Below are 13,208 nucleotides of genomic sequence, written 5' to 3' on the forward strand. Positions count from 1 at the left end.
GCCGGTCAGCAGCGCAGTGACGACTCGGTGGCCGGAACCGGCGGCGACTGGGCGCGAGCGGGTGCCGTCGTCGTGGCGACCAGCGCCACCGAGCGCCCCCGGGGTACCGGGACCGACGAGCTGGCGTAGACGCTGGTCCACCCGGGCTGCGCGGTCACGCTGACCGGGGCCGACCATGTCACGCTGCCGTTGCACGACGTCGCCGTGCCCACCCGCCAGGTCACGGCCTGCGCGGAAGGGGCCGGGCGGAAGCGGGTCGTCACGGTGACGGCGCAGAGCGCGCCCGGGGTGCAGGCACCTGCCCGCCGCAGCTCGACGCCGGTGACGACACCGGCCTGCCGTGGCGCGAGTGTCTCGACACGTGCACGAGGTCGCGACGACGCTCGCTGCGCGGACTCCGGCGTCGCGCCGGCGGACGCCTTCCCCGACGGGCCAGCGGTCGCGGGGCCGCCGCCCGAGCCGGCGCTCGCGTCGTCGGCGCGACGGGTCAGCACGTAACCGCTGCCCGCCACCGCCACGACCAGGAGCAGGACGGCGAGCACCGCCCGGCGGGCCGGTGCGCGGCGACGGCCCAGTGCCGGCCCTCGCGACCGTGGTCGGCGCCGGGAGAACCGCGCGGGCGTGGGTCGCCGCGGACCGGGCGAGTCCGGACCGCGGGGGTCCAGGCCGGGCAGGCCCAGAGCGGGTGACCCCAGACCGGGCTGCACCACACCCGCCCCGGCCGCGACTCGCGGCTGCGCCGTGGTGCTCGCCGCCACGTGGACGTACGCGTCGACGAGGTGGGCCAGCTGCAGACCCAGGCGCTCGGACGCGTCTGCGCCGAGGGTCTCGACCAGCGCCCGTCGAAGCCTGCCGGCCCGCGCGCCCGGTTCGGCTCCGGTCTCGGCGGCCGCCTCCTCGAGCCGGCGCAGCAGCACCAGCTGGCCCGCGGCCGGGTGGGCCGGCAGCCGACGCGCGCTGCGGACGAGCTGTCCGAGCAGCTCGGGGACGGCGGCCCCGGAACGCGGCCCGGCGGGCGTGGCCTCCACACCTCCGGAGGCGGTGATGGCCACCTCCCAACGGTCGTCCCAACCGTCGTCGTGGGGCAGTGCCCCGTCGACCGGGCGCGGCCGGTCAGTGGACTCCAGCAGACGACACGCCACGAAGGTGGCCTCAGCGGGGCTGAGCGTGGCCATGGTCAGCAACCGGTCGAGCGGCACGCGTCCGGCGCCGACGGCCGAGCCCGGTGGCCCGGCGGGGCGCTCCTCCACCACCTCCGACGCAGGTGGACCGGCGTCCGGGGCGCGGGGTGTCGAGACTTCCTGGACCATCGGATCCCCCGTTCTGCACACCGAGACGTGCGGTGCCTGGTGCGACCGCGCGCCGCGTGATGAGTCTCAGTATCGGGAGACGCAGGGGCCCGTCACAGGGTCCTTGGACCTGATCCGGGGTAGGTCCGGCCCGGGGCTTGTCACGGAGCTCTCCGCGGGCGCCCGTCCGCTCCCCCGGTGACGGCCGTCACCAATCCGCTTCCCCGTCGTTGAGCGGGCGAGGGAGCTACCGGGCGGTCACTCGGACGGTCGGGCGTCGCTCCCGCAGACCCTGGGAGGGGACATGCAGAAGACCCAGCGACGCCTCGTCGCCGCCGTCAGCCTCGGCCTGGGCGCCGCGCTCGCGCTGTCCACCGGTGCCGCACCGGCGCAGGCGGGGGCCGGTGCCCGCGTCGCGGAGGCGGACCAGATCACCGGCTTCGGCTACCGCGGCGACGTCTACGGCGTGAAGCTGGTGACCGACAGCGTCGAGGCGCTCGACCTCAAGGACGCCCACGCGCAGCAGCTGTGCACCCGGTCGGCCGGCAAGGTCGTCGAGCAGCAGAGCGCGGTGTCGGTCCCGGACAACCCGCTGATCCGCGTCTCGGCGAGCACCAGCCGCACCGAGACGTACGTCGACGGCGAGACCTACGGCGTCCGTGGCACCAACACCATCGGCGACATCAGCGTCGGCGGCACCGTCGGGCCGCTGACCACGCCCCGCCTGGTGATCAAGGGCCTGCGGACGACCGCCCACGCCTTCCACACGCCGCGGGGCTACGGCCACGACGAGGGGTTCACCTTCGCCAGCATCTCCCTCGAGCTGCTCGAGAACACCGTGGTCGAGCAGCTGCCGCCCGAGCTCCAGCAGCTCCTCGCTCCGCTGGACCAGGTCACCGAGACCGTGTTCACCGGTACGCAGCAGACCGCCCAGCAGGTCTTCCAGGTGCTCAGCGACGTGACCGGGCCGATCGTCATCCCCGGGCTCGGCACCATCGCGCTCGGCTACGAGAACGGTCGGGCCAACAGCCACAACGCCCAGTCCCAGGCCTCTGCCCTGCGGATCGAGGTCACGGCCGGCGAGCGCCGCCAGCTCGTCGAGCTCGGCACCGCGCGCGTCCGGATGGGCGGCCCGGCCCCCGTCGGCGTGTTCCGCTCCGGCGGCACCGCGATGGACTACCAGGCGCTGCAGGGCGCGCTGCGGTTCGGCAACGTCCAGCACAAGGCGCTCCCCTGCCAGGGCACCCGCGGACGGACGCAGACCTACCAGGTCCCCCACGCCACCCAGCTCGTCCCCGTGCCGGTGCAGCTCGACGGCGTGACCTACCAGGTCAACGGCGACCAGTTCCGCGCGAAGGCCGGCAAGAAGGCCGGCAAGAAGCGGGCCAAGGTCGCCAAGGGCTGGTCGCGCACGGCCATCCGCACGGTCACCATCCCCACGGCGCAGCTGGTGATCACTGACGTCAGCTCACGGGCGGCGATGCGCCAGAGGGCCGGCAAGCGGGTCGGCTCCACGGTGTCGACCGGCGTCGGCTCGATCACCGTCGCCGGGCGGCCGCTCGCGGTCCCGGCACCTGGTGAGGTCGTCGAGCTGCCGAACGGCATCGGTGAGATCCAGCGCCAGCTCGTCGACACCGGCTACCGCGGCTCCCAGGTCATCGGGCTGCGGATCAAGCTCTACTCCGACGCCGTCGTGATCGACCTGGCGCGCACCGCGGGACGGATCTACGGCTCCTGACCGTCAGCAGCCGCGCAGCGTGGCGTCCTGCCGGGCCTCGCGCCCCAGGCGCCGCGCCTGCGCCACGTCAGGGAAGACCACGCTGGCGGCACCCACGAACCCGATCCGCCCCCGCACGACGCACGTGGTGATCCTGCGCGGGTCGACCTGGGCGACGGCCTGGGCGATCTCGAAGAGCTCTCCCGGCGAGGCGTTGGTGTCGGTGTGCGCCATCACCGTCATGACGCCGCGCTCGATGAAGCCGGGCACGTCGGCCTGCGCCCGGATGCGGGCGTGGATGCCGCGCAGGGTGCGCTGCTGGTTGGCCGAGCGGTCGAAGTCCCCGCCCGGCAGGTTGTAGCGGATCCGCGAGAACGCCATCGCGTCGTAGCCGCCGAGACGGATGCGGCCGCGGGCGAAGCCCTCCTTCTTGAGGTTGGGGTCGGTGAAGCGGCGCGGGTTGGTGACGGTGATGCCGCCGATGTCGTCGACCATGTCCTCGAAGAACGGGAACCGGGTGACCACCACGTAGTCGGGCTCGATGCCGACCAGGTTGCGCATCGCGCCGGCCATCCCGCGGGGCCCGGCGAAGTAGAGCGCGGAGTTGATCTTCTCCCGCCCGTGGCCGGGGATGGCGACCCACGAGTCACGGGGCACCCCGATCGCGGTGGCCGCGCCGGTGCGGGTGTTGATGCCCACCAGCTGCAGGGCGTCACCCCGCGCCCGGGTCATGACCTGGCCCGGACGGGCGTCCGAGCCCACGCCGAGGATCCAGACGACGTCCTCGCCGCCGGTGGCGACGCCCTGGGCGTGCCGGATCCGCACCAGGCTGACCTCGGTCTGCTGGACCGCCGAGGTGGGTACGACGAACGCGGTGACGGCCAGCACCGCCACGAGGGCGACCGTCCGCGCGAGCCTCATGGTCCGTCCCATCACCGGGCTCCCTTCGCGACGTCGTACCCGAAGACGCGCCAAACGCCTCGCTTGCGGGTGAGGAAGAGCCGTCCCCGCACGGTGGTGGTGCCGGCCCTGCTGCCCGTGGTGTCGAACGTGAGGACGAACTGCGCGGTCACTGCTCGCGCCTGGCGGCCGGCGGCGAGGATGTCGAGGGTGACCGCGCGCTTGCGGGCGGTCACCGAGTCGATGCGCGGACCGGCGACCTGGTTGGTCAGCAGGGCCTTGTCCGCGCGCGCGCGATCCTCGGCGGCGTCGGTGAAGCCGGGGAACGCGGAGGGGAAGCTGCTGCGGGGATAGGAGCCGCCGAGGTAGGCCGCCTCCCACCACCGGTCGACGACGGCCCCGACCTGCGTACGCACGGCCTTGCGGCGCGCGACGGGGAGACGGCCGTGGACGCGGTGGATGCCGACCTTCGTCGACTCCGGGTGAAAGGCCAGGGACGCCCGCGAGTCGGACCGGCTCAGCCGCTCCGGCGCCGCCGACGGCTCGGAGGTGGACTGGCAGGCGGAGGCGAACGGGACGAGCAGGACGAGCGCGAGCCCCACGACGCGGCGAGCGCGGTGGGCGTGGTGGACGCGGCCTGGTGAGGGGCGGGGCATGGAGAGCTCCAGGCGGATCGAGCGGACGACGTGGGGGTGTGGTCGACACCATGCCTCACCAGCCGAACCCGGCCCTGCATTTGCGTGCGTGTGCGACTAGCCTTGTCGTCGACTTGGTCAATCCTCGCGCGATCACATCTGGAAGAGGCGAAACAAGCGTGGCGCAGTCCCCGAACGGGCAGTCCGGCAACCAGTCCTCGGTTGCACCATCATCTGACCTGGGAGCCAACGAGTGGCTCGTGGAGGAGATGAAGGAGCAGTACGACAAGGATCCCGCGAGCGTGGGGCCGGAGTGGGCGTCCTACTTCGGGAACGGCAGCGCCTCCCCCGCCCCGTCCTCCCAGAAGACCCAGACGCAGACCTCGGCGAAGACCTCGGCTCCGGCCACCTCGCAGGCTCCTGCCAAGGCACCCGCGAAGGCGCCGGCGAAGCCCGCCGAGCAGGCCAAGCCCGCGACCGCCACGCCGCGTCCCAAGGCTGCCGCCGACGAGCCGGCCAAGGGCTCCAGCTCCCCGGTCGCCAAGGACCCGAAGCCCGCGGCGCCGACGCCGGCGAGCGACGAGCCGACCTACACCGTGCTGCGCGGCGCGCCCGCGCGCACGGCTGCCAACATGGACGCGTCGCTGTCGGTCCCGACGGCCACCTCGGTGCGCTCGGTCCCGGTCAAGCTGCTGTGGGACAACCGCACGGTCATCAACAACCACCTCGCCCGCGCCCGCGGCGGCAAGGTGTCGTTCACCCACATCATCGGCTACGCCCTCGTGAAGGCGCTGCGCGCGATGCCCGAGATGAACGTCGGCTACGAGCTCCGTGACGGCAAGCCCAACCTGATCACGCCGGCCCACATCAACCTCGGCCTCGCGATCGACATGCAGAAGCCCGACGGCACTCGCCAGCTCCTCGTGCCCAACATCAAGGGCGCCGAGGCGATGGACTTCGCCGCCTTCTGGACCGCCTACGAGGAGATGGTGCGCAAGGCCCGCGACGGCAAGCTCACCGTCGCCGACTTCCAGGGCACCACGATGTCCCTGACCAACCCCGGAGGCATCGGCACCGTCCACTCGGTGCCGCGGCTGATGGCCGGGCAGGGCGCGATCATCGGTGTCGGCGCGATGGAGTACCCGCCGGAGTGGCAGGGCGCCTCCGACGAGGCGATCAACCGCAACGCCATCAGCAAGACGATGACGCTGACCTCGACCTACGACCACCGCGTCATCCAGGGTGCGCAGTCGGGTGAGTTCCTCAAGCGTGTGCACGGCCTGCTGCTCGGCGAGAACGGCTTCTTCGACGAGATCTTCCGCTCGCTGCGGATCCCCTACGAGCCGATCCGCTGGTCCCGCGACGTGGTCGCCACCCACGACGACGACATCGTCAAGCAGGCGCGGATCCTCGAGCTGATCCACGCCTACCGGGTCCGCGGCCACCTCATGGCCGACACCGACCCGCTGGAGTACCGCCAGCGCAGCCACCCCGACCTGGAGATCGAGTCGCACGGCCTCACGCTGTGGGACCTCGACCGCGAGTTCGCGACCGGGTCGTTCGGCGGCGAGGGCCGGCGCTTCATGAAGCTGCGCAACATCCTCGGCATCCTGCGCGACTCCTACTGCCGCACCACCGGCATCGAGTACATGCACATCATGGACCCCGAGCAGCGCAAGTGGATCCAGGAGCGCGTCGAGCAGCCGCACGTGAAGCCGCCCCGGGAGGAGCAGCTCCGGATCCTGCTCAAGCTCAACCAGGCCGAGGCCTTCGAGACGTTCCTGCAGACGAAGTTCGTGGGGCAGAAGCGCTTCAGCCTCGAGGGTGGCGAGACCACCATCCCGCTCGTCGACGAGATCTGCGAGGCCGCCGCCGAGACCGGCCTCGACGAGGTCACCATCGGCATGGCCCACCGCGGCCGGCTCAACATGCTCGCCAACATCGTGGGCAAGAAGTACAGCCAGATCTTCCGCGAGTTCGAGGGCAACATCGACCCGCGTACGGTCCAGGGCTCCGGCGACGTGAAGTACCACCTCGGCGCCGAGGGCGAGTTCCTCGCCGGCTCGGGCGACAAGATCAAGGTGTCCGTCGCCGCCAACCCCTCGCACCTCGAGGCGGTCAACCCGGTGCTCGAGGGCATCGCCCGCGCCAAGCAGGACCTCCTCGACCAGGGCGAGAAGTTCCCGGTCCTGCCGCTGCTGGTGCACGGCGACGCCGCCTTCGCCGGCCAGGGCGTCGTGGCCGAGACGCTCAACCTCTCGCAGCTGCGCGGCTACCGCACCGGCGGCACCGTGCACGTCGTGATCAACAACCAGGTCGGGTTCACCACCGCGCCTGGCTCCTCGCGCTCGTCCCTCTACGCCACCGACGTGGCGCGGATGGTGCAGGCGCCGATCTTCCACGTCAACGGCGACGACCCGGAGGCGTGCATCCGCGTCGCCCGGCTCGCCTTCGACTACCGCCAGGCGTTCAACAAGGACGTCGTCATCGACCTCGTGTGCTACCGCCGCCGCGGTCACAACGAGGGCGACGACCCGTCCTACACCCAGCCGCTGATGTACGACCTCATCGAGCAGAAGCGGTCGGTGCGCAAGCTCTACACCGAGTCGCTCATCGGTCGTGGCGACATCACCATCGACGAGGCCGAGCAGGTCCTCAAGGACTACCAGCAGCAGCTCGAGCGGGTCTTCACCGAGGTGCGCGAGGCGAGCTCGGAGGCGCCCACCGAGTGGAAGACGGTCCCGGACTACCCGGACAAGCCGGCCGGCGAGTTCTCCACGGCCGTCACGCCCGAGGTGCTCAAGCGGATCGCGGACAGCTACGTCACCCCGCCGGAGAACTTCACCGTCCACCCCAAGGTGATGCCGCAGCTGCAGCGCCGCTCCGCCGCGATCACCGACGGTCCGATCGACTGGGGCACCGGTGAGATCCTCGCCTTCGGCTCCCTGCTGATGGACGGCCGCCCGGTGCGCCTGGCCGGCCAGGACTCGCGCCGCGGCACGTTCGTCTCGCGGTTCGCCACGATCATCGACCGGGTCAACGCCGACGAGTGGACGCCGCTGACCAACCTCACCCAGGACCAGGCGAAGTTCCACGTCTACGACTCGCTGCTCTCGGAGTACGCCGCCCTCGGCTTCGAGTACGGCTACTCCGTCGCGCGACCCGAGGCGCTGGTGCTGTGGGAGGCGCAGTTCGGTGACTTCGTCAACGGCGCGCAGACCGTCATCGACGAGTTCATCTCCGCCGGTGAGACGAAGTGGCGCCAGCAGTCGGGCGTCGTCCTGCTGCTCCCCCACGGCTACGAGGGCCAGGGCCCCGACCACTCGTCGGCGCGCATCGAGCGCTTCCTGACGATGTGTGCCGAGGACGCCATGGTCGTCGCGCAGCCCTCGACGCCGGCGTCGTACTTCCACCTGCTCCGTCGCCACTCCCTGGGTGAGGAGCACCGCCCGCTCATCGTCTTCACCCCCAAGTCGATGCTCAAGCGCAAGGAGGCGGCCTCGCAGCCGACCGACTTCGTCGGCGACACCACCTTCCGGGCGTTCATCGGCGACGAGACCGCGGACCGCGACAAGGTGGAGACCCTCATCATGTGCTCGGGCCGGGTGACGTGGGACCTCATGGTCGAGCGGTCCAAGCGCGACAACGGCGACGCGTTCGCCATCGGCCGGATCGAGCGGCTCTACCCGAACCCGGTCGAGGAGATCAGGGCCGAGATCGCCAAGTACCCGAACCTCAAGGCGATCCGCTGGGTGCAGGACGAGCCGCGCAACATGGGCCCGTGGCCGCACTACCAGCTCAACGTGTGGCCGGAGCTCGACCTCACCGTCGAGCCGATCACGCGTCCTGCGTCGGCGTCGCCGTCGGTGGGCACGGTAAAGCGCCACGTCGAGGAGCAGAAGACGCTGCTCGACGCGGCCTTCGAGTCCCCGCGCGCCGCCGGCCACGACTACTGAGCCGGGGCCGGAGGAGCAGCGGTGTACTTCACCGATCGCGGGATCGAGGAGCTCGAGCGGCGCCGGGGTGACGAGGAGGTCACCCTGGCGTGGCTCGCCGAGCAGCTGCAGGCCTTCGTCGACGCGCACCCCGACTTCGAGGTGCCGATCGAGCGGCTGGCCACCTGGCTGGCCCGTCTCGACGACCCCGACGACTAGGCACGAGGGGGTCTGAGGTGCCGCACGACCTGGCCGCGGACCTCGGCTACACGCACGCCTCGGGCAACCCCGTGCACCGCGTGGTCCGCTGGGGCGCCGGCACCCGCGCGGGCGGCTGGGTGTTCTCCCACGTGCTGCGGCACCTCGACGACGTCGTGGGTCGCCTCACGAGGGGGCGCCGCAGCGCCCCGGGCCTGCTCGCCGGCCTCGAGGTCCTCGACGTCACGACGACCGGCCGCCGGTCCGGACAGCGCCGGGCGAGCCACCTGATCGCGACGCCGTACGCCGGCGGACTCGCGCTGCTCGGCACCAACTTCGGCCAGCCCACGACGCCGGCGTGGGCCCTCAACCTCGAGGCCGACCCGCGAGCGACCCTCACCTACCGCGGCGCCTCGCGGGAGGTGGTCGCGCGGCCCGCGACGCCCGCCGAGGCGGACGAGGTCTTCGGGCTCGCTGCCCGGTTCTACCCCGGCTACGCCCGCTACCGGCAGCGCGTGGGGCAGAGCCGGCGGATCCGGGTGTTCGTGCTCGAGCCGGTCTGACCGGTCGTGGGTCAGGTGCCCGGACGCGGGACGACGGGACGGACCGTCACGTCGGGGATGGTGGCGTCGGCGGGAAGGTCGATGACGTGCAGGATCGTGTCGACGACCGTATCCGGGCTGATCCAGCGTGAGGCGTCGTAGGTCCGGCCCTCCTGCTCGTGCACCTTCTCCTGCATCGGGGTCGCGGTGCGGCTGGGGTAGACCGTGCTGACCCGCACGCCGTGCTCGACCTCCTCGGCCCGCAGCGCGTCGGCGAAGGCACGCAGGCCGAACTTCGAGGCGGCGTACGCCGACCACTCGGCGCCGGCACTCAACCCGGCCGAGGAGTTGACGAAGACGACGGTGCCGAGGGCGCTGCGCACGTGGGGCAGGAGCTCGCGCGTCAGCACCGCGGGCGCGGTGAGGTTGACCGTGATCTGCTCCTCCCACTCCGCGAGCCGCAGCCGCTCCACCGGCGCCAGCTCCACGACGCCGGCCACGTGCACGACGGAGTCGATGGGACCGTCGACCTGCCGGCCGATGCCGTTGAGCGTGCCCGGGTCGGCGAGGTCGGCCACGAGGAGCTGCGCGTGCGGGAAGGTCTCGGCCAGCTCGGCCGCGCGCGCGTCGCTGCGGGCGATCAGGACCAGTCGGTCGCCGCGCTCGGTGAGGCGTTGCGCCAGGGCGAGCCCGATGCCCGAGCCGGCTCCGGTGAGGACGTGCGTGCGGCTCATCGGGTGAAGACGATCTTGCCGAAGACGTCGCCCTCCGCCATCGCGGCGAAGCCCTCGCGGGCATGCTCCATCGGGATGGCCCGGTCGACGAGCGGCCGGGCGCCGGTCGCGTCGAGGAACTTCACCAGCAGGTCGAGCTCCTTGCGGGTGCCCATCGTCGAGCCGATGATCGAGAGCTGCTTGAAGAAGACGTGGGTCAGGCCCGCGTCGTCCACACTGGGACCCGAGGTCGTGCCGCTGATGACGATGCGGCCGCCGGGCCGCAGCGAGCGGACCGAGTGGGTCCAGGTGGCGCGGCCGACGGTCTCCATCACCGCGTCGACCTTGACCGGCAGGCGCTCGCCCGACTGGAACACCTCGTGCGCCCCGAGCTCGCGGGCCCGCTGGCGCTTGGCCTCGTCGCGGCTGGTGGCGAGGATCGTCAGGCCCGCCGCGCGGCCGAGCGTGATGAGCGCGGTGGCGACGCCGCCACCGGCACCCTGCACCAGCACCGTCTCGCCCGGCGTGCAGCCGCCCTGCACGAAGAGCATCCGGTAGGCCGTCAGCCAGGCGGTGGGCAGGCAGGCCGCCTCTTCGAAGGAAAGCGAGGCGGGCTTGGGGACCAGGTTGCGACGCGGCACGACCACCTGGTCGGCGAAGGTGCCCTGGTGGCGCTCGGAGAGCAGCGACCGGCCCGGGTCGTCGGCCTCGTCACCGGTCCACCGGGGGTCGCTGATGACGCCGTGGACGACGACCTCGTTGCCGTCCTCGTCGACGCCCGCGGCGTCACAGCCGAGGATCATCGGCAGCGACTCCTCCCGCAGGCCCACGCCTCGCAGCGACCACAGGTCGTGGTGGTTGAGGCTGGCGGCCTTCACCGTCACCGTCGTCCACCCGTCCGGCGCCTCGGGGGCGGGCCGCTCCCCCACCACCAGGCCGCTGAGCGGGTCGTCGGAGGAGAAGGACTCGGCGTAGACGGCGAACATGCTCCGACCCTAGCGATCGGGACGAGTTATCCGGTTGCGGGTCCTGGTGACGACCGATTGGCTGGCTGCGTGAGCATCGACGTACGTCCCTCGGAGGACCCCGCGAAGTACCTGGCCACCGACCAGCTCGTCTGGTTCGGCGAGGTCACCGACGCCGACGCCGAGCACCTGCGGCTCGGGCTGCCGGCGGACCAGCGGTTCGTGGTCGACCTGCCCGACGGGCCCGACGACCTGCACAGCGGGATCTACGGCGTACGCCCGATGGAGATGTCGCTGCCCGGCGGCTCCGTCGTGCCGATCGCCGGCCTCACCTGGGTCGGCGTGCACCCCGACGCGCGGCGCCGCGGCGTCCTCGCCGCGATGATGTCCGACCACCTCGCCCGCACCCGCGACGCCGGGACCGCCCTCTCGGCGCTCCACGCGAGCGAGGCGGCCATCTACGGGCGCTTCGGCTACGGGACCGCGGTCCTCACTCACCAGGTCGCCCTCGGCCGCGGCACCACGTTCACCGCTCCCCACCTCGAGGCCGAGGCCGCCGCGACCACCACTCACCTGCTCGACATGGCCGCCCCCGGCGTGACCGAGCGGATGCGCGCCTGCCAGCTGGCCGCAGCGCCGGACTTCCCCGGCACGATCGTCGGCTCCCCGGACTTCTTCGCCCTCATGGCCCACGAGCCGCCGGAGCAGCTGCGCGACAAGGAGCGGCGCCGCATCCTCTTCGCCCGCCGCGACGGTCAGGACGTCGGGTTCACCGGCCTGCGGCGGGAGCACAAGTGGGAGAACGCGCGCCCGTCGGGCACCGTGGTCGTCGGCACCTTCTGCGGCGACCCCGCCGCGCGGCTCGCCCTCGCGCGCCGCGTCGTCGACCTCGACCTGATGGGCACGACCAAGCTGGAGAACGTCGGTCTCGACGACCCGCTCCTGGGCTGGATCGGCGGCCCGCGGGGCACCGGCAGCCTCCAGACCTGGGACAGCACCTGGGTCCGCCTCGTCGACGTCGAGGCCGCCTGGCCGCTGCGCTCCTACGAGGCCGACTGCGACGTCGTCGTCGAGGTGTCCGACCGCTACGCCCCCTGGAACGCCGGTCGCTGGCGGCTCACGGCCTCCTCCGGTGCCGGCTCGGCCACGCGCACCGACGCCGAGGCCGACCTCGCCCTCGACGTGTCCGTCCTCGGCGCCGGCTACCTCGGCCACCCGATCGGCGGGCTGCTCCGCGCCGGGCTCGTGCAGGAGCACCGCCCGGGGTCGTACGCCGACCTCGCGCGGGCGATGCGCACGACCGTCGCGCCGGAGCCGTCGATCGGGTTCTGAGCGCGTCGGTGTCGCGCGTCGGCCCGCCTCAGAGGCGAACGCGGATGCGAGCCGTCCACGAGGCGGCGTCCGGGTCGTCGACGTCGGTGACGGCGAGGAGGGTCACCAGCCCCGCCTCGGCCTCCAGCACCGTGAGCCCCTCGACCTTGAGCACGCTCCCCTGGTGGCGGGGCAGTCGCACCACCGCGGCGACCAGGTCGCCACGGAGCAGCGCCAGGGCCGTCGCCGTCACGGGGCCGTCGTCGCGGGCGTTCGGGCTGTCCTCCGCCGCTGCGCTGGCGACGAGGTCACCGTTCGGCAGGTGGACGACGTCAGTGATTGCCAGACCGACGCCGTCCGCGGACCCGAGGTCGTAGCGACGAGGACGCGAGACCCTCAGGTCGGCTGCGCCCACCTCGCCACGCGCGCCCGCCACGGCTGCCGCCAGGTCCAGGTCGACGCTTCCTGACGGCAGACCTGCTGACGGCAGTCCGCGGTGGAACCACCGCAGGCTGTCCCCGACGACGCACGCACCCTCGAGGTTCAGCTCGTCGGGCTCGACGTCCAACGTGGCTGCGACCACCGCGTACACCCCGGTCATGTCCGCGACCACGACGTCCGGCTCGCCGTCGTCCCCGAGCCGCACCAGGCACCACCGCATCCGTCGCGAGGACGACCCGGATCCCATCAGGAGCACCGCCTCCACGCCGTCCACCGACACCCGGCACGCCGCCTCGAGGTCCGGCTTGAGGTGCTTGGTGCCGGACTCCTCGTCGAACTCCTCGTGCCCGTCCACGGGCGCGAGGAGGCGGACCCGGGTGACGCCACCGTCCGGGCGGGACCACGCCGCGTAGGTCGCGTCGTCCGAGACCACGAGGTGTCCGTCACCGAAGGCCACGACCGCCGAGGCCGCCCGCACCGGGGTCCCGTCGTCGAAGCGCAGGCGGTCCGTCTCCGCCACCTCGATCTCCATGTCCCGATGCTGCCAGACACGACGCCCGGC

Annotated in this window: 11 protein-coding genes; 5 read left to right on the forward strand and 6 right to left on the reverse strand. The window is 72.5% G+C overall.

The genetic code is table 11. The annotated features are described in order from the left end of the window. Window positions 1-5: 5 nt before the first annotated feature. A complete protein-coding gene (locus Q1B24_RS11025) occupies window positions 6-1,310 on the reverse strand; it encodes a hypothetical protein (protein ID WP_299927830.1) in 1,305 nt (434 codons plus the stop codon). A gap of 283 nt (window positions 1,311-1,593) precedes the next feature. Here Q1B24_RS11025 and Q1B24_RS11030 point away from each other — a divergent pair, with 283 nt between their 5' ends. Next, entirely contained in the window at window positions 1,594-3,027 is a 1,434-nt protein-coding gene (locus Q1B24_RS11030; protein WP_299927835.1) for a hypothetical protein, read from the forward strand. A gap of 3 nt (window positions 3,028-3,030) precedes the next feature. Here Q1B24_RS11030 and Q1B24_RS11035 read toward each other — a convergent pair whose 3' ends face one another. Together Q1B24_RS11035 and Q1B24_RS11040 are read right to left on the reverse strand one after the other, a co-directional pair. Continuing rightward, the gene (locus tag Q1B24_RS11035; protein WP_299927838.1) at window positions 3,031-3,927 is read right to left on the reverse strand and encodes an LCP family protein; all 897 of its coding nucleotides are present in this window, start codon (window positions 3,925-3,927) and stop codon (window positions 3,031-3,033) included. A gap of 11 nt (window positions 3,928-3,938) precedes the next feature. Continuing rightward, on the reverse strand, window positions 3,939-4,562 hold the full coding sequence (locus tag Q1B24_RS11040; RefSeq protein WP_299927841.1) for a hypothetical protein: 624 nt from the start codon (window positions 4,560-4,562) through the stop codon (window positions 3,939-3,941). 158 nt (window positions 4,563-4,720) lie between these two features. Between Q1B24_RS11040 and Q1B24_RS11045 the strand changes: the two genes are divergently transcribed. From Q1B24_RS11045 to Q1B24_RS11055, 3 genes are read left to right on the forward strand one after another with little or no spacing between them, the layout of a single operon-like run. Next, complete coding sequence (locus Q1B24_RS11045; protein WP_299927844.1) at window positions 4,721-8,497, forward strand: multifunctional oxoglutarate decarboxylase/oxoglutarate dehydrogenase thiamine pyrophosphate-binding subunit/dihydrolipoyllysine-residue succinyltransferase subunit; 3,777 nt, start codon at window positions 4,721-4,723, stop codon at window positions 8,495-8,497. A 21-nt stretch (window positions 8,498-8,518) separates the two neighbouring features. Beyond that, a complete protein-coding gene (locus tag Q1B24_RS11050; protein WP_299927847.1) occupies window positions 8,519-8,695 on the forward strand; it encodes a DUF6104 family protein in 177 nt (58 codons plus the stop codon). Between the two features lie 17 nt (window positions 8,696-8,712). Then, complete coding sequence (locus Q1B24_RS11055) at window positions 8,713-9,237, forward strand: nitroreductase family deazaflavin-dependent oxidoreductase (RefSeq protein ID WP_299927850.1); 525 nt, start codon at window positions 8,713-8,715, stop codon at window positions 9,235-9,237. A gap of 11 nt (window positions 9,238-9,248) precedes the next feature. On the opposite strand, the gene Q1B24_RS11060 is transcribed toward Q1B24_RS11055, so the two are convergent. Beyond that, on the reverse strand, window positions 9,249-9,950 hold the full coding sequence (locus Q1B24_RS11060) for an SDR family oxidoreductase (RefSeq protein WP_299927852.1): 702 nt from the start codon (window positions 9,948-9,950) through the stop codon (window positions 9,249-9,251). Next, window positions 9,947-10,915 carry a zinc-binding dehydrogenase gene (locus Q1B24_RS11065; protein ID WP_299927855.1) on the reverse strand — a complete coding sequence of 323 codons (969 nt, stop codon included), beginning with the start codon at window positions 10,913-10,915 and terminating at the stop codon, window positions 9,947-9,949. Before Q1B24_RS11065 ends, Q1B24_RS11060 begins: the two co-directional genes overlap by 4 nt. A 69-nt stretch (window positions 10,916-10,984) precedes the next feature. Between Q1B24_RS11065 and Q1B24_RS11070 the strand changes: the two genes are divergently transcribed. Next, window positions 10,985-12,226 (forward strand): GNAT family N-acetyltransferase, encoded by a 1,242-nt coding sequence (locus Q1B24_RS11070; protein WP_299927858.1) that lies wholly within the window; start codon window positions 10,985-10,987, stop codon window positions 12,224-12,226. 28 nt (window positions 12,227-12,254) lie between these two features. On the opposite strand, the gene Q1B24_RS11075 is transcribed toward Q1B24_RS11070, so the two are convergent. Continuing rightward, window positions 12,255-13,178 carry a hypothetical protein gene (locus Q1B24_RS11075; RefSeq protein ID WP_299927861.1) on the reverse strand — a complete coding sequence of 308 codons (924 nt, stop codon included), beginning with the start codon at window positions 13,176-13,178 and terminating at the stop codon, window positions 12,255-12,257. Between the last annotated feature and the right edge of the window lie 30 nt (window positions 13,179-13,208).

Source organism: uncultured Nocardioides sp., assembly GCF_947488025.1.
Lineage (GTDB): Bacteria > Actinomycetota > Actinomycetes > Propionibacteriales > Nocardioidaceae > Nocardioides.

What these genes read in the sequence shown, in the direction of transcription:
- Q1B24_RS11060 (WP_299927852.1), bottom strand. Translation starts at nt 9,950, where the DNA reads ATGAGCCGCACGCACGTCCTCACCGGAGCCGGCTCGGGCATCGGGCTC.
- Q1B24_RS11040 (WP_299927841.1), bottom strand. Translation starts at nt 4,562, where the DNA reads ATGCCCCGCCCCTCACCAGGCCGCGTCCACCACGCCCACCGCGCTCGC.
- Q1B24_RS11075 (WP_299927861.1), bottom strand. Translation starts at nt 13,178, where the DNA reads ATGGAGATCGAGGTGGCGGAGACGGACCGCCTGCGCTTCGACGACGGG.
- Q1B24_RS11065 (WP_299927855.1), bottom strand. Translation starts at nt 10,915, where the DNA reads ATGTTCGCCGTCTACGCCGAGTCCTTCTCCTCCGACGACCCGCTCAGC.
- Q1B24_RS11035 (WP_299927838.1), bottom strand. Translation starts at nt 3,927, where the DNA reads ATGAGGCTCGCGCGGACGGTCGCCCTCGTGGCGGTGCTGGCCGTCACC.
- Q1B24_RS11030 (WP_299927835.1), top strand. Translation starts at nt 1,594, where the DNA reads ATGCAGAAGACCCAGCGACGCCTCGTCGCCGCCGTCAGCCTCGGCCTG.
- Q1B24_RS11025 (WP_299927830.1), bottom strand. Translation starts at nt 1,310, where the DNA reads ATGGTCCAGGAAGTCTCGACACCCCGCGCCCCGGACGCCGGTCCACCT.